Below are 18836 nucleotides of genomic sequence, written 5' to 3' on the forward strand. Positions count from 1 at the left end.
GCACCGCTACGGCACGAGCCGCGCGTCCGCCCAGTCGGCGTGGTCGGAGTCAACCCCGTCCCCGCCGTCCAGCACGCGCAGGGTCAACTGCCGTACGCCCGTGACGTCCACGTCGACGGGGAAGGCCGGGTCGGAGCCGTCGAGCACCCCGGTGGTCAGCAGGCTCCTGCCGTCGCCGAGCACCTCGAAGGCCACCGTGCCCTTGGCGCCGACCTCGTCGTCGACACCGACCTCGGCGGTGAACCGCCGGTATCCGCCGTCGAGTTCGACGACCACCTCGCCGACCGCGTGTGTCCCGAGGCCCTTGTCGTACACCGCCCCCTGAAGGGTGAGCGGACCGCCGTCGGCGGGGTCGCGCTCGCCGTTGGACATGTCCCGCTCGACCGGGCCCCACCCGTTGCGCTCGGAGGTGAACGGCAGGTCGCTCACGTAGGTGACGCCCGGCTCCGGCACGAACACCCGCACCGGGCGCACCACCCGCAGCACGCCGGAATCCGGCCGGTCCGGCGTGCGGTACTCCGCGCGCACGGTCAGGTCGTAACCGCCGGGGCGGGCGCCGGACGGCACCCGGACCGTCCAGTCCGCCGACAGCGCCTTCCCCGTGGGCAGTTCGGCGGCCCTGGGGTCGTCGCCGTCGACGGTCCAGCCGTCGGGGGCGTCGAGCGTCACGCGGACGTCCGCGGCCGGCCCCGACTCCTCCACCGCGAACCGGCCGGTGACGGCGACCGAGCCGCCCGGGTCCGCCTCGGCGCGTGCGGGACCGGCGGTGAGCGCGGTGAGCGGCAGCCGGGTCACCGGCCGGTCGCAGGTGTCGCGGCCTGGAGTGAACCGGCAGATCTGCCCCGCGAATCCGCCGTGTTCGGCCGTCGGCACCTCGAGGGTGTCCTCGCGGGAGACGACGTGCCGTTCGCGCAGCAGCCCGCCGTCGTCGCCGTCCCGGACGACCTCCGCCAGCCACCGCCCGCCGCTCAGGAAGCCCAGCGGCACCCGCTCCGTCGCCGCCTCACCGGCGTGGACGCTGCCGAGGAACCAGCGGTCACCGTGGCGCCGGGCGAACACCGCGCTCTCGCCGGGCAGTCCCGACAGCAGCCGCGTCTCGTCCCACACCGTCGGCACCTGCTCCAGGAAGCGGGCCAGCTCCGGCCGTTCGCGGTAGGCGGCGACCGAGCCGGCGAAGTTCTGGAAGCCGGACTCGAACACCACCGACAGCGCCAGTTCGGCCGCGTCGGAGACGGTACGGGTGCCGAACTGGAAGCCCATCGGCGTGTAGTCCATCGAGCCGACCGCGTTGCGCGTGTACGGCAGCGCCGTCAGCCCCGCCGCGGGCACGGTGCCCTGCTCGGCGCCGTACACCGCCTCCAGACTCATCACATGCGGCCAGGTCCGCTGGACGCCCTTGGGGAGGGTCGCGCCGTGGAAGTTGACGAGCAGCCGGTGCCGGGCGGTGTCCCGGAGGATGTCGTCGTACCAGCGGAAGCGCTCCTGGGAGTCGGAGTCCATGAAGTCGATCTTCAGCCCGGCCGCGCCCCACTCCTTCACGCGGGGCAGGAACTCCGCGCGCTCGGCGGCCGTGTCGAGATCCGTCCAGTGCACCCACAGCAGGACGTCGACGCCCCGCTGCCGGGCGTACGCGATCAGCTCGGGCATCCAGTCGGTGGTCTTCCAGCCGTCGTCGACCAGGGTGTACGGCCAGCCGCGGGCCGCGGCGAGGTCCACGAACCGCTGCTGGGCGGCGAGGTCGCGCTGGGCGGCACCGAAGCCGTCCAGCCAGGACCAGGCGACCTTGCCGGGCCGGATCCAGGAGGTGTCCGCGATACGGGAGGGCGGGGCGAGGTCGTCGACGAGGGTGGACTCCGTGACGGTGGCGAGGTCACCGACGACAGCCGTGCGCCACGGCGTGGCCAGCGGCCCCTCGGACGTCACCTCCGGGTCGGCCAGGCGCACCGTGTAGCGTCCGTCGCCCTCGTGGACCAGCCGGCTCGCGTCGTAGCGGCCGTCGACGTCCGACTCGGTGAGCAGGGCGTAGGCGTCCCCGACCTGGAACAGCGCCGGGTAGGCGTACTCACCGGGGGCCGCGCCCGACGCCGTGGACGGGGCGTACAGGCGCTCGTAGTTGGCCGAGTACGGCGTGAGCCAGGCCCGTGCGGCGGCCGGCGGGCGGAACGCGGACTCCTCCCGCTCGACGGTGATCGTGCCGGGTCCGGGAAGGACGTAGCGGTAGGCGACTCCGTCGTCGGCGACGCGGACCACGAGGCCGAGGCGTGCGCCGTCCCGGCCGGTGAAGGTGAAGCGGGTCTCCGTCATCCGCGCGGTGCGGCGGAGCCGCTTGCCGGTGGTCATGGTGTACCGCTCGGTCACCTGCCGGGTGTGCCGGGAGTCGGCGCGCAGCCCCGAGGTGAGGTCGGCGGCGGAGGTGACGACGCCGAGCGGCGCCGGTTCGAGCACCGTGGTGGCGCCCTTGCGGGCGGCGAGGGTGAGGGCGCCGTCCGCCGGGTCGAGGCGGACGACGGCCGTGACGCCGTCCCGGGGCGCTCCGGGCTGGTGCACGGTCCAGGTTCCTCCGCCGGGCTCCGCCGCCCGCGCGGGGGCGGTGAGCGTGGTGAGGGCGAGCGCGGCGGAGAGCAGCAGGGTGAGCAGGGCGGGAAGGAACGTCCGGCGCGGGCCGCCTGGCGACATGCGCGACGATCTGGGCACGGGGGCCTCCGTCCAAGAGGTGACATCGTTGTCGGTCTTGGTTCCGGGACAACCCTTCCCGCTCACCCGTTCCTCAACCACCCTCCGTCACACGGCGGTTGAGGAGCACTCCGAAACTCGACTCAGGAATCGCCCCGCTCGTAGTGGAGCGCGATGGAGCGCAGGACGTCGGCGGACGACACGTCGGTGCGGCCCTCGTCGTGGATCTCGGCGAGCTGGACGAACGCGAAGGTGAGCGCGGAGGTGATCTGCACGATGGCCGGGCCGAGCTTGCCGGTGACGATCTCGGCGACCTCGCGCGCGCTCGCGTCGGCGGGGAGCTGGATGCGCGGCAGCATGTCCTCGAGCAGCCCGGCGACCGCGCTGCCGGCGGTCACGTCGGCGTCCGGGTCGGCGCGCAGCCGGCGCCGCATTTCCAGGGCTTCCGTGAGGATGCCGACGCTCCGCTGCATGATCTCGCGCTGCTCCATGCCGCCAGCCTTCACACCGACTGGCCCGGCCAAACGCATTCCGCCTATCATCCTGGTGAATGTTGCTTTCATATGGTTTGTCCCTGTGGGGGCGGACCGCAGCGTCCCGGCCCGAGTGAGTGATCCATGTCCCGCACCGGCTCCAAGGACCACGGCGACGAGCTGCTGAACAGACTCGGGACGCTGACGGCCCAGGCGCGCGCGGCCGCGGAGGTGCAGCGCTCGCGGGTGGAGCTGGCCGTCGCGCTGCAGCGCGGGATGCTGCCGAGGGACCTGCCCGCCGGTGACGGCGTGCGGCTCGCGGTGCGGTACGTGCCCGCCAACCAAGGTCTCAACGTGGGCGGCGACTGGTACGACGCGTTCACCATGCCCGACGGCCGGATCGGCCTGTCGATCGGCGACGTGCAGGGGCACAACATCGAGGCGGCCGCCTTCATGGGGCAGGTGCGGGTCGGTCTGCGGGCGCTGGCCTCCGTGGGCGGCGACCCGGGCGAACTGCTGGCGCGGACCAACGAGCTGCTGCTGACGCTGGGCGGGGACCTGTTCGCGACCTGCACCTTCATGCGGCTCGACCCGGAGACGCGGCTGCTGGAGAGCGCCCGCGCCGGTCATCTGCCGTGCGTGTGGGCCACGGCGGACGGGAGGTCCGGCGTGACGGAGGACGAGGGCGGTCCGCCGCTGGGCGTGCAGTCCGGCGCGGTGTACCCGGTGACGCGGTACCGGCTGGACTCCGGCGGGGTGTTCGTGATGGTCACCGACGGGGTGGTGGAGGGCCCGTCGATGCGTCTGGACGAGGGGTTGGAGCAGGTGTCGCGGCTCGCGGGCATCGCGGCGGTCGCGCGCATGGACGTGGACGCGCTCGCCGCCGCCGTGATCAAGGGGGCGGCCGAGGTGGGGCACGACGACGACGCGGCGGTCCTGGTGATCGGGCACGACAAGCCCGCCGGTCAGCCATAGGGCCGACAGCGCCCCGCCTCTCACCTCGCCGTCGGGGCCGCCTCGGTGTCTGATGACAGATGTGGTGCCTCGCCAGGATCTCCGTGCACCGGCCGTCTACGTGCTGCAGACGCTGACCGTCGCCGCCTGCTACTACGCGGGGGGCCGGCTCGGGCTGCTGTACGAACTGCAGGTCAACGGTTCGGTCGTCTCACCCATCTGGCCCCCGACCGGGATCGCCGTCGCGTCCCTGCTGATCCTCGGGGCGCGCGTCTGGCCGGGCATCACCCTCGGCGCGCTGCTGGTGATCGGGCACCTCACCTCCCTCGGGCCGACGTCGCTCGGCCTGCTGTGCGCCCACACCGCCGCGCCGCTGTGCGCCTACTGGCTGCTGCGCAGGGCCGGGTTCCGCACCGACCTCGGCCGATTACGCGACTGCCTCAGCCTGGTGTTCCTCGGCGGCTTCGCCGCGATGCTGGTCAGCTCCACCATCGCGACCGGACTGCTCGTCGTCTCCGGTGAGCTGCCGGCCGGGTCCTTCTGGTCGGTGTGGCTCCCCTGGTGGGTGGGCGACGCGATGGGGGTGCTGCTGATCACCCCGACGCTGCTGGTCCTGCCCCGGGTACGCTCCCCCGCGCACTGGTCGCGCTGGAAGGAGGCACTGGGCCTGGCGGCCGTCGCGGGCGTCGTGGTGCCGTTCGCCACGCAGAGCACGGGCAGCCTGCTCTTCAGCGTCTACCCGCTGCTCATCTGGTCGGCACTGCGGTTCGAGCTGCCCGGCAGCATGCTCTGCGCCCTGTTCGCCTCCGTCCTCGCGACGAAGGCGGCGACGCAACGGTCGGGACCGTTCGCGCATGTGTCGGACACGCAGATCATGGTCAACCTGCATGCCTTCAACGCGGCGGCGGCCCTGACGGCCCTTCTGCTGTCGGCGGTGATCACCGAGCAGCACAACACCCGCCGCTCGGTGGAGCAGGCGTGCCAGGAACTGGCGGAGGTGCTGGAGCATCTGACGGCGGGCGAGGCCGTCCCGCACGGACGGGCGCAGAGGTCGGAGGGGTCGGGCGCGGCCTGAGCGGCGAAGGCGAACCGGCGGCATGCGCGGGCCCGTTGCGGCAGAACGGCGGCCGAACAGTATGAACGCAAACGCTCCGTCCATGGTGTCCGGCGGCCGGCGTTCCTAACATCGCCGACCGTGCGCAGCAACGCGCCGCCGAACCAGGAGCCGCACGTGAACAGCTTCCGTCATGCCCTCCGTCTCCCCCGCTCCCGCCGACGCGTGGCGGGCCTGCTGCTCGCCGGGACGCTGGCCGGCGCCCTCGCCCCGGCGCCGGCCGCGCAGGCCCGGGACGCCGAGCCCCGGCCGGCCGCCTGTCCCGGGGGGCTGCCGGACGGCACCTCCTGCTACACCGGCACGGACGCCAACGGCGCCCACTACGCGATCGCGGTGCCCGAGCGCTGGAACGGCTCCCTCGTCGTGCACGCCCACGGCGGCCCCGACCTGGGCGACGCGTCCGACCCGGAGCGCAGCGTCGAGGACCTCGGGCGCTGGCGGGTCGTGGTGGACCAGGGGTACGCGTGGGCCGGCTCGTTGTACCGCAGGGGCGGCTACGGCACCCGGATGGCCGCCGCCGACACCGAGAACGTACGGCGGCTCTTCGCCGAGGAGTTCGGCGCGCCGCGGCGGACGTACGTGCACGGCCAGTCGTGGGGCGGGAACGTGGCCGCGAAGGTCGTCGAGACGTACGGCGGGAAGGGCGGCCCGTACGACGGGGCGCTGCTCACCAACGGGGTGCTGGGCGGCGGCTCCCGCGGCTACGACTACCGCGTCGACCTGCGCGTGGTCTACCAGTACTACTGCGCCAACCTGCCCCGGCCCGAGGAGCCGCGGTACCCGCTGTGGCAGGGGCTGCGCCGCGGCTCGACGCTGACCACGGCCGGGCTGCGCGCCCGGCTGCAGGAGTGCACCGGGTACGCGTCGCCGCCTGGGGAGCGCACCGCCCTGCAGCAGCGGAATCTGGACGACATCCTGAACGTCACCGGGATCCCGGAGCGGACGCTGGAGTCGCATCTGCGCTTCTCGGTGTTCACCTTCCGGGACATCGTGCACAAGCGGCTGGGCGGCCGTAACCCGTTCTCCAACCGCGGGGTGCGCTACTCCGGTTCACACGACGACAAGGCGCTCAACGCGGGCGTGGAGCGGTTCGCGGCCGACCCGTCGGCGGTGCGTGACCTGTCGTACGACAGCGACCTCACCGGGCGGGTGGACATCCCGGTGCTGACGCTGCACGCGAAGGACGACCCGACCGCGTTCGTCGAGCACGAGGGCGCCTACCGGGACACGCTGAGGGGCGCGCACCGCGACCGGTGGCTGGTGCAGACGTTCACCGGTGAGCACGAGCACTCCGCGCTCAGCGACGCCGAGTACGCCACGTCGCTGGCGGCACTGGACCGCTGGGTGCGCACCGGGCAGCGGCCGACGCCGCGTGCGGTCGCCGCGTCCTGCCCCGCGTTCGACCAGGTGTACGCCACCGGCTGCTTCTACGACCCCGCGTTCCGCCCCGCGCCGTACGCCTCGCGGGTGCTTCCGCGGCCGGGCGGCACGTCCTGGCCGGCGATGACGGCCGTGCGGGAGAAGGCGTGGAGCCGCGTCCCCGGGGTGGGCATCGCGCCCTGACCGCTCGGGGCGGTGGTCACTCGCGCAGGGACGCGGCGTCGCCCATGACGACCACCGGGTGCTGCGCGGGGTCTAGGGCGAGCAGCAGGTCCCGCATGTGCTGCTCGCTCAGGCTCACGCAGCCCTGAGTGGGGCCGCCGTGGTCGACGTGCAGCCAGATGCCGCCGCCCCGGTCGGCGCCCAGCGGCCGGGTCAGGTCCAGGGGGGAGGCGCCGGGTTCGCGGTTGTAGTCGATGGCGACGACGTAGTCGAAGGACCCCTCCAGCGGCTCGCCCTCGAATCCGGTGCCGCTGACGGCGAAGCCGTCCGACCGGTCGTAGGGCAGCCGGGTGCCCGGGTCGGGCAGCAGTCCGCCGGCGTCGGAGAGGCTGTAGACGCCGATGGGCGAGCGCAGATCGCCGGCCCAGTGGTCGTCGGTCCAGCCGCGGAGCGCGTTGCGGGCGGGCCACGCGGGTCCTGCCTGCCAGCCGGCGCCGGTGTGCCGGTACAGCACGGCCTGCGAGTGGCTGGCGTTCCGGTCGCGTCCGGTGACCACGACCACCTGGCGGGCGTCGCCCGGGATCCATGCCCGGGTGCGGGGGCCGAGGCCGGGGATCACCGCGGGCGTCTCGGTGGCCGGGCGGCCCTGCGCGGTGCCGGCCGCCCCGGGCGCGCCGGCCGCGGGGGCGGTCGCGACGGCGCTCGCGCGCGTGGTGCGGTGGGGCGGGATCGTCCCGGGCGCCGGTGCCGCTGCCCGCCCCGCACCCGGTGAGGGCCGCGAGGACGGCGAGGACGATGAGCACGACGGCCCGCGGCCACACCCCGGTACGGAGGCGGGCGGGCCCGGCGGACGGCCGCCGGGCGGCGCCGGACACGGCGCGGGGCGCACGGTCCGGGCAGTCGGTCGATGAAGCCATGGACTCAGCCTGACTTCGTCCTCCCGCGATCGCCTCGGCTCCCCGCGCGCGTCCGCCCGAAGTCCCCCGTCTGCGCCGCCCGCGAGCGGGGCCACCCGCACCGGGTCGCCTTCCGGCAAGGGGCCGTACGGGTGACGGGCCCGCACCCTCGCGAGGGGTGCGGGCCCGCCGGACGGAGCAATCGGCGCGTGACCGCCTACCGGTTGATCACGAAGGTGGAGCCGGGCTCGATCAGTACGTCGCCTTCCGCCGATCCGGTGATGGTGACGTTGGTCAGGGTGGCGCTGCCCCGTGCCCCGCTCATGGCGAGGATGCCGGAGCCGTTGTGGGACGTGCTGATCGTGACGTCCGAGATCCGCACGTCCGGCATGGCGCCGCCGCCGGTCTTGAACTGGATGCCGTCGTACGTCGAGTCGTGGATGTCGGTGTCGCGGATGAACACGCCGGGGATGTCGGGTCCCTGTGCGAACAGGGTGATTGCGCCGAACTCCTGGTCCTCGTTCCAGAAGGCGCCGCCGGTGCGGTACAGCCCGTTGCCGGCGATCAGGGTCTGCCCGGAGAACGGGGTGGGGTCGTGGTCGGTGGCGAGCATGATGCCCGGGTAGTTCATGGTGTCGTACACGAGGTTGTTCTCGATCGTGTTGCCGTGGCCGCCGTAGATCGCGATGCCGTTGGCGCGCCAGGGCAGTTGGACGGTGTTGTTGCGGAAGTGGTTGTCGTGCCCGGTGTCGGTCGCCGGGTTCTTGACGTACTTGCTGGACCACACGGCGAGGGCGTCGTCGCCGGTGTTGCGGAACGAGGAGTTCTGCACCGTGGAGTCGTGGCTGCCGTTGGTGAGGTTGATGCCGTCCGCGTAGGTGTCGCGGATCCGCATGCCGGTAAACTCCAGTCCGTCGGCGGGGTTCCACAGCTCGGGAATGTTCGAGTAGTCGCGGCCCACCCAGACGCCGACGTTGGCGTGCTCGATCCACACGTTGCTGATCTTCGTGTTCCTGCCGAAGCGTCCGTTGAGGCCGACGCCGCCCTCGGCTCCGCCGTCGCCGCCCCGGATGGTGCCCGAGCCGAAGATCGCGATGTCGGAGATCCACGTGTTGTCGTCGATGTCGAAGCCGAAGTTGCCCTCGTGCGGGTGGTTGATGCCGGCCGCCTGGTGCGGAGGCGTCAGGGTGTACAGCTGGGAGTGCCACATGCCGGCGCCGCGGACGGTGACGTCGCGGATGCCGACCTGGTTGAACTGCCCCCGGTCGAGGGGGTCGTCGGTGAGGATCTTCTGTTCCTGGCGCCACTGCCCGGCCGGGATCCACACGCAGTCGATCTCGCCCCGCTGGTCGGCGGTGACGGCGCGCTGGATCGCGGCGGTGTCGTCGATGCCGTCGTTGGGGACGGCGCCGTACTCGGTGATCGAGACGCATCCCGCGGGCTTCTCGGCGGGCGGGGCCACCTGCTCCAGGTCGATCAGGTCGACGACGTAGAAGGCGGCGCTGTCGTCGGCGTCGCGCTGGAGCCGGAACACGGTGCCGGCCGGGTAGGTGCCGGCGAGCAGCGCGTGGGACTCGTCGAAGAGGCGCCGCGCGTCGGCCTGGGGGGTGTTGGTGAGTCCTTCGGGGTCGTCGGTCCTGCCGTACAGCCAGCTGTGCTTGGAGCTGAGGCCCAGCTTCTGCACGAACGTCCCGTCGGCGTAGAGGCTGAGCGTGGCCTCGGTGCCCCCGCCTCCCGGGGCGTCGGGGATGGAGTTGCGCACGACGATCGAGTTGGTGGCGTCGGTGGAGGTGAACTCGACGTACTGGCCGGTGGAGTCGAGCCGGACGGACTGACGGCCGGAGGACTCGGTGGCGAAGTTGGTGTGGCCGAAGGTGCGTCGGGCGTCGGCGGTCAGCAGGGTGCCCCGGTAGGCGCCGTCCTCCGCCTCGTACTCGGTGTACGGGACGGCTGCGCCACGGCCGACGACGATCGGCCGGCTGAGGACGTTGTTGTGCTCGTCGGTCTCGGTGACGGTGCCGGTGGCGTCCGCGGTGGCGGTGAGGACGGCGGGTCCCGCCGTGGCGGTCCAGGCGCCGGCGACGGCGACCTCGGCGGTGGCGCCGGCGGCGACCGCCCCCGTGGCCCCGTCGAGGGTGCGTCCGGCGACGGTGAGCCGGGTGACCGAACCGGCGGGGGCGGGTGAGGTACCCCGGTTGTGCACGGAGACGGTGAACGACACCGAAGCGCCGACGGCGGGGGCGGCCGGGCTGGTGCGGATGCCGGTCACCTCCAGGTCGGGGCCGGGGCTCTGCGCGACGGTCAGCTTCTGGGAAGCGGTGCGGCTGTTGTTGGTCTCGTCCAGCTCGGGGACGGTGTCCGTGGGGTCGACCACGGCGGACACGGTGTAACTGCCCCTGGGGCGGGTGCCCGCGTTCACCGGCACGGTGGCGGTGGCGCCCGGTGCGAGGGCGGCGACGGGGGCGCTGCCCACGACGGTGCCCTCCAGGCTGACGTTCACCGTGGCGGCGGCGGACTGCGCGGTGCCGGCGTTGCGCACGGTCGCGCGGACGGTGACCGGGTCCGTCTCCGTGGGCGCGGCAGGCGTCCAGTCGAGGGTGGTGACGGTCAGGTCGGGGTTGGGCGCGGCCGTGCCCCGGACCTCCAGCTCGGCCACCTGGGCGCCGTAACCCGCCGAGTTGTGGCTGAACTCGAGCTGTACGTCGGAGACGCGTCCGGTGAGGGGGATGGTGACGCCGTTGCCGTTGCCCGCCGGGTCGAAGGTGTGGTCGGCGCGGGCCTTGAGCGTGGTGTAGGCGCTGGACGAGCGGTCCCGTCCGAGGACCTCGATGCTCTGGGTGCGCCGCTCCCATGCCGCGTCCGGGTTCAGTTTCACCACGACGGCGGTGACATCGGCCTCGGCACCGAGGTGGACGGTGAGTGTGGCGGGGTGACCGGCCGACTCCCAGTAGGTGTCGATGCGCCCGTCGTTGGCGTTGGCTGCCACGAAGGAGTGAATCGTGGAGGACGCCTCGACCGGTTTCCCGAGCGCCAGATCGGTGCCGTCGGCGGGTGGCTGCTCCGGTCCCCCTCCCCCGTCCTCGCCGTACACCTCGAGCGCGGACAGCTGGGCGGCGTTCCAGCCGGTGTTGGCGGTGACGCGGACACGGAGATGGCGTACGTCGCGGGCCGGGAAGGTGAGCGTGACGGTGTTGGCGCGGTCGGGGTCGAAGCGGTGGGCGGCCGAGGCGGACAGCGCGGTGAACGACGTGCCGTCCGTGCTGCCCTCCACGGCCAGGGTCTGGGTGCGCGCCTCCCAGGAGGCCGGCAGCTTCAGCACGACCTCGTCGACGCCGACCGTGGCGCCCAGGTCGACGCGCACGGACTGCGGGAAGTTACCCAAGGGCCCTTCCCAGTAGGTGAGTTGACTGCCGTCGGTGATGTTGGTCGCGGGGTGTTCGGGATGGGACCCGGTGACCGTGACGCTTCTGCCGAGCGCCAGGTCGGGTCCGCGGTCCGCCTCGGCGGCGGCGCCGGCCGTACCGGGTGAGAGACCGGCGGCGACCAGGCCGGCCAGGAGCAGGCCGGTGATCGTACGCAGGCCGAAACGCGTGCGTCTCATGAAGTCCTCGTTCCACGGCGGGTGCTGAGGGCGCGCGGCCACCCGGGCAGCCCGATGCCCCTGCCGAGGATTGCCGACGCCTGATGCGATATTTGCGGGACGTCGTTCATTTCTTGCGGCTCTCGCTTTGAAGTTTCCGGCTCGCGCATCAGTTGTCAATGGCGTGGACACGGCATCCGGCAGAGAGCGGGGGCATCTCGCGCCTCACGGGCGTCAACCGGGCGTCCTTTGTGGAGTTTGCGGAGGAGAAACGGTCAACCCCGCCCGGCCGTACCATGACTGGCCACCGGCAGACCACATGACGAAAGGACACCCTCATGTCCGACCACTCGACCGTCTCCACCACCGATCTCACGTCGCAGTACGTCGCCCAGGTCGCGAACGACCTCGAGCGCAACGCCAAGGAGCAGGAGCGGGTCGGCGCCGAGATCGCCGAGCTGCAGCAGCAGTTGGCTGCGCTTCAGCGGGACCATGCGTTGCTGGTGAAGATGCAGCAGGCGCTGGATCTGGCGGCGGGGTCCGCGGCTGACACCGTTTCCGCCGCGGAGGGCGTTTCCGCGCCGGAGGCCGTCGAGGACAGCGCGGCCGCCGAACCCGCCACGGTCACCGAGCCTTCGACGGAGGAGACCGCCGAGCCGGCGGAGGAGACCGCCGTGTCCGGGCACGCGACCGTGCCCGCGCCGCGCAGCCGCGGCGGCGTCAAGTCCGGGGCGGACAAGCCGAAGCGGGAGCGCAAGAAGGTGTCGGCGGGCGGTGCGGGCAAGAGCGCCGCGACCACGAAGCCCGGTGCTGCGAAGGCGGGCGGCTCGGCGAACACCTCGGGTGCCGCCAAGCCCGCGGGTGCCGCCAAGTCCGGCAGCACGGCGAAGGCGGGCGGCGCGTCGAAGCCCGCCGGCTCGGCGAAGCCCACCGGCGCCAGGTCCACGCGCAAGCCCGCCGCCCCCAGGCCCGCCGGGAAGGCGTCCGCGGTGAAGGCGCCGCGCAAGGCGCGTACGAAGGCCGCGAAGTCCGCCCAGGGCGACGCGCCGAAGCTGGTCGACCTGGTCCGCCGCCATCTGGACGAGCAGAAGGAGCCCCGCTCCGCGGCGGAGGTCGCCACGGCGCTGGGCCAGGCGCATCCCGAGCGCACCGTCAAGGTGACGGTGATCCGCTCCACCCTCGAGGGCCTGGTCGCGCGCAACCAGGCCCAGCGCAGCAAGCAGGGCACCTCGGTGTTCTACACCGCCCCGGACAACGGCGTGCCGGCCCCGGAGCGTGCGGCGGACGCACAGTCCTGAGGCCGGCCGCGTTCACGGGCGCGTGTGGCGCACCTCCGGCGGCCCGAACGAGACGCGGGTGCGGGAGCCGTCCGCCGCCCACGTCACCTCCACGGTCCCGTCGTCCACGCGCACGTCGGTCACCGCGTCCTCCAGTGACGGTGCGTCGGGGCCGGTGGTGAGGGACGCCAGGGCGAGGTGCACGGTGGTGCCGCCGCAGCCGCCGGTGAGGCGGGGCACGTGCGCCCAGGGGGTCCAGGCGGTGCCCTGCGGCGCGGGGAGCGTCTCCGGCGCCGGGGCGTCCCAGCCGTACAGGCCGTGCAGGGCGGACACCGTCGGCTCCTCCGGGCCGGTGGCCCAGCCGGTGAGGGTGACCCGCGATCCGGGCGGCGCCCCCACCACCCGGTGCGCGCGCAGTTCCAGGCCGCCGTGCGCGACGGTGACGCTCTCGACCGTCAGGCCCGGCACCATCGGCGGGCCCGCGGTGAACACCGGCCGGTGCCAGGATGCGGCCCAGCCCCAGCCGTCGCCGTGCCCCGCGCCCAGGGGGTGGACGCGGCGGCGCACACTGCCCCGCCCGGCCACCTCCACCGACACGTGGTTGTCGGCGACGTTCGCCGGGGCGGTGGGTCCGGTGCGGGTGGAGTACGCCAGGCGGCCGTAGTGCGGGTCGTCGTCGGCCGCCGACTCCCCCTCGTGCGGCCGCACATGGTCGCTGCCGTGGTTGTGCAGCCGTACGGTGCCGTCGGCTCGGGTGGACTGCAGGAGCAGGCCGGGTCCGGGCAGGGAGAGCACCCGGTCGGCCTCCTCCACCGGGGCGGGCTCCTCGGTGTCCGTCCACAGGGGGTGGTCCGCGGGGGCGAACAGCGCGACGAACGCCTTCGACGCCCAGTACGGCGACGCGGGACCGGAGTACTCCTGAAGGCTCGCCTCGTGCGGGCCGTACCAGCCGAGGGACAGCAGCCCGTCGGGGGTGAGCGCCCCCCGGTCGAGGAAGTGGCGCAGACTGCCGCTCACGATGCGGCGCGAGGCGCCCGGCGTCAGCGGGGTGTGCCCGGTGACCGCGCCCAGTGACACGGCGGCGGAGGCGGCGAAGCGGTAGGTGAGCGAGCGTCCGTAGTGCAGCGGGGCGCCGTCCGCGCCGAACATCAGGGAGAAGCCGTCGAGGTGGGCGCGGAGGCGTCCGCCGTGGTGGGCGAGGGCGTCGGCGTCACCGGAGAGATGGGCGTCGAGGACCGGGTAGAGGTGCAGGGCCCAGCCGTTGTAGTGGTCGAAGGCGCGTCCGTCGCCGTCGGCGTACCAGCCGTCGCCGCGGTACCAGCTCTCCAGCAGGCCCAGTGCCCTCTCCCGGGCGGCGGCGGTCTCGGCGTCGCCCCGGCCGACGGACTCCAGGAAGCCGGCCACGGTGTACGGGAAGAGGTACCAGTTGTTGGGCGCGGGGGTGTGCCGCAGCGCGCCGCGCAGCCACTCCTCGGCGCGGTCCTGCACGCCGGTGTCGAGCTTGTCCCACAGCCAGGGCGCGGTGAGCCGCAGACCGAGCGCGACGGACGCGGACTCGACCATGGGCTGGCCCTGGACGTCGAAGTCGAGGATCTCGGGCCAGGACTCGCTGTCGTCGCGGCCGGGGGTGCGGGTGCCGGCGGCCAGACCTGCCGCGTACCGCTCCAGCAGGTTCCGCGGGTCGTCCCCGTCGGCGCCCGCGACGCGGAAGGCGGCGGCGAGGAACGTACGGGCGTACCCTTCGAGGCCGTCGGAGCGCACGCCCGAGCGGGAGGGGCGGCCGGGCAGGCGGAGCAGGGCGCCGGCCGGGGTGGCCCAGCGCCAGGCGGCCGTGAGCAGCCCGTCCGCCACCGCCTCCCAGTGGGCCCGGGTGTATCCGGTGCGGGGACTGATGTCGTGGTCGTCGGCGGGCAGTTCGAACGGGATGCTCATGCGAGGAAGGCCAGCCTTTCGCGTCGGACGGGGTGCAGGAAGCCCTCTCCGGCTGCCCAGCGGGCGACCTCGGAGACGGCGGTGTCGGCGAGCCGGCGCCACTCGTTGCCCTGCGAGCCGGCGAGGTGCGGGGTGATGAGGACGTGGTCGCAGTCCCACAACGGGTGGTCGGGCGGGAGGACTTCGGGTTCGGTCACGTCGAGCACGGCGCGGATGCGGCCGGCGAGGACGGCGTCGGTGAGCGCGTCCTGGTCGAGGACCGCGCCGCGTGCGGTGTTGATGAGCACGGCGCCGGGCCGCATGGAGCCGATCAGCTCCCGGGAGACCAGGCCGCGGGTCTCGGGCAGCAGCGGTGTGTGGACGCTGACGGTGTCGCTCATCCGGAACAGCTCGGCGAGTCCGACGCCGCGCACGCCGAGCCGGGCGGCCTCGGCCTCGTCGACGTACGGGTCGTGCAGCAGTACGTCGACGTCGTGCGGGCGGAGCAGGTCGATCACGCGGCGGCCGATGAGGGACGCGGAGAGGATGCCGACGGTACGGCGGTGGTTGCCGACCGTGCGGGGGGTGTGCAGCCAGTCGGCGCGGGTGCGGGAGGCGCGGTACTCGCGGGCGCTCTCCAGGACCCGTTTGCCGGTGAGGAGGATCATCGCGAGGGTGTACTCGGCGACGGGGACGGCGTTGGCCGCGGCGGCGGAGGACACCTCGACACCGCGGTCCCAGCAGGCGTCGGTGACATGGCCGCGGACGCTGCCGGCGGTGTGCACGACCGCCCGCAGCCGGGGCGCCGCCCGCAGCACGTCGTCGTCCAGGGACGGGCAGCCCCAGCCGGTGACGAGCAGTTCGACGTCGGCGAGCACGGCGCGGGCGGCGGGGGTGGTGAAGTCCTCCAGCACCGTCGGGGCGAGGTCGCACAGGGCGTCGAGGGCGGCGCGCGACTCGGGGTCGAGGACGGCGGAGGCGGCGCCCGCGGACATGGCGAGGGCGGCGCGGGGACGGGGGCCGGGCGTGGGCTCGGTCATGTGGTGCGGCAACTCCTTGCGTGGGCGTTCACTTCACGGCGCCGGCGGTGAGACCGCTGCGCCAGAAGCGCTGGAGCAGGACGAAGGCGAGGATCAGCGGCACCACGGCGAGCAGCGATCCCATGATGACCACGGGGTAGTACTCGGGTGAGACGGACGCGGAGCTGTTCCACGCGTACAGGCCGAGGCTGACCGGGTACAGGTCCTGGTCGGAGAGCATCACCATGGGCAGGAAGAAGTTGTTCCAGATGGCGGTGAGCTGGAACAGGAACACGGTGACCAGTCCGGGTCCGAGCATCCGCAGCGCGACCCGCGCGTACATGGTGAGTTCGCCGGCGCCGTCGATGCGGGCGGCCTCCAGCACCTCGTCGGGGACGTAGCCCTGGCTGAAGATGCGGCCGAGGTAGACGCCGAACGGGTTGAAGAGGACGGGGATGAACACCGCCCAGAAGGTGTTGACCAGCCCGGCCTCGGAGGCCATCAGGTACAGCGGCAGGGCGAGCACGGTCTGCGGCACCATGACGGCGGCGAGGACCAGGCCGAACAGCTTCTCCTTGTGCCGGAAGCGGTACTTGTCGAAGGCGTAGCCGCAGGCCACGCTGATCAGGGCGCCGACGGCGGCGCCGAGCACCGCGTACAGCAGGCTGTTGACGTACCAGCGTCCGTACAGGCCGCCGTCCATGGCGAACAGGTCGGTGAGGTTCTGCCCGAAGGAGAAGCCGCTCAGGGAGAGCAGGTCGCTGCCGAAGAGGGCGTCGCGGTTCTTGGCGGCGGCGAGCACCAGCCACAGCACGGGCAGCAGCGTGTAGAGCACGGAGATCGCGACGACGGCGTTGACGGTGGCCCGGCCCAGCAGGCGGGGGCGCAGCGCGGTGGTGCCGGTGGCGCTCATCGGGTCTCCTCGGCGGTGGAGTCGCGGCTGGTGAGGCGGGTGACGCCGTAGGACAGGGCGACGGTGCACAGCAGCAGGACCACCGAGGCGGCCGCGGCGAGGCTGTAGTTGTTGCGGGTGAAGGCCGCGTCGTAGATGTACATGCTGGGCGAGAAGCGGGAGCTGATCATCTGGGAGGACTGGCTGAGCAGCATCGGCTCGGTGAACAGCTGGAGCGCCCAGATGAGGGTGAACATGGCGACCATCACGATGGAGGCCCGCACCAGCGGAGTCTTCACCTGGAGAGCGGTGCGCATGGGTCCCGCCCCGTCGACCACGGCTGCCTCGATCACCTCACGGGGCACGGCCTGGAGGGCGGCGTAGAAGACCACCATGTTGTAGCCGAGGTTGCTCCACAGGGCGATGTTCACGATGGACGGCAGGACGGTGTGCACGCCGAGGAAGTCGATGGTGATGTCGGCGCGGGCGAACAGGTCGATGACCGGGCTGATGCCGGGGGTGTAGAGGTACAGCCAGATCAGCGCGGCGATGATGCCGGGCACCGCGTGCGGCAGGAACAGCCCGAGCTGTGCGAAGGCGCGCAGGCGTACGACGCCGGAGTCGAGCAGCAACGCCAGCAGCAGCGCGCCGGCCACCATGAGCGGGATGTAGATCAGGCAGTACGCGGCGACCGTGCCGAGGCCGCCCAGGAAGGTCGGGTCGGTGAGGACGGCGGCGTAGCTGCGCAGTCCGACGAAGACGGTGTGTTCGGGGCCGAAGCCGAGTCCCGGCTGGTCGTCGCTGTAGAAGCTGAGGTAGGCGGCGGTGCCGACGGGGATCAGGAAGACGGTGGTCAGCAGCAGGAAGAAGGGGGCCATCAGCACGCCGGCGGCGCCCAGCCTGCGGCGCCGGGCGGTGCGGCGGGTGCGGGCGGAGGGGGCGGCGGTGCGCGGGGCGGGGACCCGCACGGTGTGCTCGGTCGTCGCGGTCATGAGGGGTGTCACCTGCCTTTCGGGCGGCTCAGGTGCTGTGCTGGGTGGTCGACAGGCCGAGGGCCTTGAGGTCGGGCATGGTGCCGTCCTGCGCGGCGCGCATCGAGTCGGCGATCGTCCCGCGGCCCGCGGAGACCCGGGCGAAGGAGTCCTGCATGACGCGGCCGGTGGCGGTCATCCGCGGGCCCCAGACCCAGCCGTCGCGGATCTTCTCCGCCTCCTGCTCGAAGAGGGTGTAGATGTCCTGGCCGCCGTAGTAGGAGCGGTCGAAGGCGTCCCGGCCGACGGCGACGAGGGCGGACGCCGCCGGGTACTGGCTGCTGGTGCCGCTGGACAGGCGGGCGCGCAGGGCGTCGGGGTGGGAGACCTGCCAGGCGATGAACTCCATGGCGGCCTCGGGGTCGCGGCTGTCCTTGGTGACGGCGAAGGTGGAGCCGCCGTGGGTGCCGACGGCGGGGCGGGCGGTGTCCCACTGGGGCAGCTGGGCGATACGCCACTGACCCTTCTGGCCGGGGCGGGCGTTCATCTGCGCGCCGGCGTCCCAGGCGCCGCTGAGCCGGGTCAGGACGAGTCCGTTGCCGATCTGGGCGTCGGACTGCCGGCTCTCGACGGCGTTCATGAAGACGTCGTCGCGGTCGATCAGGTTCTGCCAGTACGCGGCGACACGGCGGGTGGGGGCGTCGGCGAGGGAGACGTTCCAGGCGCCGTCGCGGGTGTCGAACCACTGGGCGCCCGCCTGCCAGGAGTAGGCGGCGAACTGGGTGGCGCCGTCGGTGGGGAACAGCACCAGCCGCCGCTCCGGCGCCTTGCGCCGGACGACGCGGGCGAGGTCGGCGAACTCGTCCCAGGTGCGCGGCACTTGGAGGCCGTACCCGTCGAACAGGTCGGCGCGGTAGTGCATCACCATCGGCTCGACGTCGAGCGGGACGCTGAACACCCGCCCCTGGAAGGTGGTCAGGGCGAACGCCTGCGGCAGCAGTTTCGCCCGCAGCCGGCAGTCGACGAGGTCGGTGATGTCGCGGGCGACGCCGTCGATCGCGAACCCCGGCGCCTGCGGGTACTCGATCGTGGCGACGTCGGGGGCGTTGCCCGCGCGGGCGGCGTTGCTGAGTTTCGCGTAACCGCCCTGGCCTCCTGAGGGGATCTGCTGGAAGTCGACCTGGATGCGGTCGTGGGTGCGGTTGAAGGCGTCGACCACTTCCTGGCTGCCGCGCAGGGCGGACCAGAAGGTGACGCGAACAGGCTTCTTTCCGGTACCGGTTCTGCTGCTGCCTGATGGGGCGTCGTCCGCGCCCCCGCTGCAGGCGCCGAGGGCTCCTGCAAGCGGCGCGGCGGCCATTGCGGCGAGCACGGACCGACGGCGGTGTCGACCGGGCATGGCGCCTCCCGCGGCTCCTGGCGTGTCTGGGACACGGCTGTTCGGGACACGGGAATCGTGGGGGCTCGACCAGTAAACGGTCAATAGATCGATCAGAAGAAAATGAAACGTTCAAACGCTCACTTGGCGTGCGCG

The 18836-nt window shown here is 72.9% G+C and carries 13 protein-coding genes; 4 read left to right on the forward strand and 9 right to left on the reverse strand.

The genetic code is table 11. From position 1 onward, the window contains the following. Window positions 1-6: 6 nt before the first annotated feature. Both AY578_RS01470 and AY578_RS01475 read right to left on the reverse strand, forming a co-directional pair. Entirely contained in the window at window positions 7-2676 is a 2670-nt protein-coding gene (locus AY578_RS01470) for an NPCBM/NEW2 domain-containing protein (protein WP_258907170.1), read from the reverse strand. A gap of 140 nt (window positions 2677-2816) precedes the next feature. Next, window positions 2817-3164: a hypothetical protein gene (locus AY578_RS01475; protein ID WP_019525662.1), complete on the reverse strand. Its 348-nt coding sequence runs from the start codon at window positions 3162-3164 to the stop codon at window positions 2817-2819. Between the two features lie 126 nt (window positions 3165-3290). Here AY578_RS01475 and AY578_RS01480 point away from each other — a divergent pair, with 126 nt between their 5' ends. From AY578_RS01480 to AY578_RS01490, 3 genes are all read left to right on the forward strand, one after another. Further along, window positions 3291-4121: a PP2C family protein-serine/threonine phosphatase gene (locus AY578_RS01480; RefSeq protein ID WP_136237868.1), complete on the forward strand. Its 831-nt coding sequence runs from the start codon at window positions 3291-3293 to the stop codon at window positions 4119-4121. Window positions 4122-4182: 61 nt separating this feature from the next. Then, window positions 4183-5175 carry an MASE1 domain-containing protein gene (locus tag AY578_RS01485; protein ID WP_020700156.1) on the forward strand — a complete coding sequence of 331 codons (993 nt, stop codon included), beginning with the start codon at window positions 4183-4185 and terminating at the stop codon, window positions 5173-5175. A 204-nt stretch (window positions 5176-5379) separates the two neighbouring features. After that, complete coding sequence (locus AY578_RS01490) at window positions 5380-6777, forward strand: hypothetical protein (protein WP_258907172.1); 1398 nt, start codon at window positions 5380-5382, stop codon at window positions 6775-6777. Between the two features lie 16 nt (window positions 6778-6793). On the opposite strand, the gene AY578_RS01495 is transcribed toward AY578_RS01490, so the two are convergent. Together AY578_RS01495 and AY578_RS01500 are read right to left on the reverse strand one after the other, a co-directional pair. Then, window positions 6794-7375 (reverse strand): hypothetical protein, encoded by a 582-nt coding sequence (locus AY578_RS01495; RefSeq protein ID WP_420341299.1) that lies wholly within the window; start codon window positions 7373-7375, stop codon window positions 6794-6796. Between the two features lie 494 nt (window positions 7376-7869). After that, a complete protein-coding gene (locus AY578_RS01500) occupies window positions 7870-11253 on the reverse strand; it encodes a CARDB domain-containing protein (RefSeq protein WP_258901742.1) in 3384 nt (1127 codons plus the stop codon). Window positions 11254-11570: 317 nt separating this feature from the next. On the opposite strand from AY578_RS01500, the gene AY578_RS01505 reads away from it, so the two are divergent. Beyond that, window positions 11571-12530: a hypothetical protein gene (locus tag AY578_RS01505; RefSeq protein WP_136237864.1), complete on the forward strand. Its 960-nt coding sequence runs from the start codon at window positions 11571-11573 to the stop codon at window positions 12528-12530. A 12-nt stretch (window positions 12531-12542) separates the two neighbouring features. On the opposite strand, the gene AY578_RS01510 is transcribed toward AY578_RS01505, so the two are convergent. Genes AY578_RS01510 through AY578_RS01530 form a run of 5 tightly spaced genes read right to left on the reverse strand, consistent with a single transcriptional unit; the run spans window position 12543 to window position 18701 of the window. Next, window positions 12543-14441, reverse strand: a complete 1899-nt coding sequence (locus AY578_RS01510; protein ID WP_258901743.1) for a DUF2264 domain-containing protein — start codon at window positions 14439-14441, stop codon at window positions 12543-12545. Continuing rightward, a complete protein-coding gene (locus tag AY578_RS01515) occupies window positions 14438-15460 on the reverse strand; it encodes a hydroxyacid dehydrogenase (protein ID WP_019525654.1) in 1023 nt (340 codons plus the stop codon). The genes AY578_RS01510 and AY578_RS01515 overlap by 4 nt, the downstream gene beginning before the upstream one ends. Window positions 15461-15488: 28 nt before the next feature. After that, a complete protein-coding gene (locus AY578_RS01520; RefSeq protein ID WP_019525653.1) occupies window positions 15489-16352 on the reverse strand; it encodes a carbohydrate ABC transporter permease in 864 nt (287 codons plus the stop codon). Next, window positions 16349-17323, reverse strand: a complete 975-nt coding sequence (locus AY578_RS01525; RefSeq protein ID WP_258901745.1) for a carbohydrate ABC transporter permease — start codon at window positions 17321-17323, stop codon at window positions 16349-16351. The genes AY578_RS01520 and AY578_RS01525 overlap by 4 nt, the downstream gene beginning before the upstream one ends. 28 nt (window positions 17324-17351) lie before the next feature. After that, window positions 17352-18701, reverse strand: a complete 1350-nt coding sequence (locus AY578_RS01530) for an ABC transporter substrate-binding protein (protein WP_258901748.1) — start codon at window positions 18699-18701, stop codon at window positions 17352-17354. Window positions 18702-18836: the final 135 nt, after the last annotated feature.

Origin of the sequence: Streptomyces thermocarboxydus (genome assembly GCF_024760485.1) — a bacterium.
Classification (GTDB): domain Bacteria; phylum Actinomycetota; class Actinomycetes; order Streptomycetales; family Streptomycetaceae; genus Streptomyces; species Streptomyces cellulosae.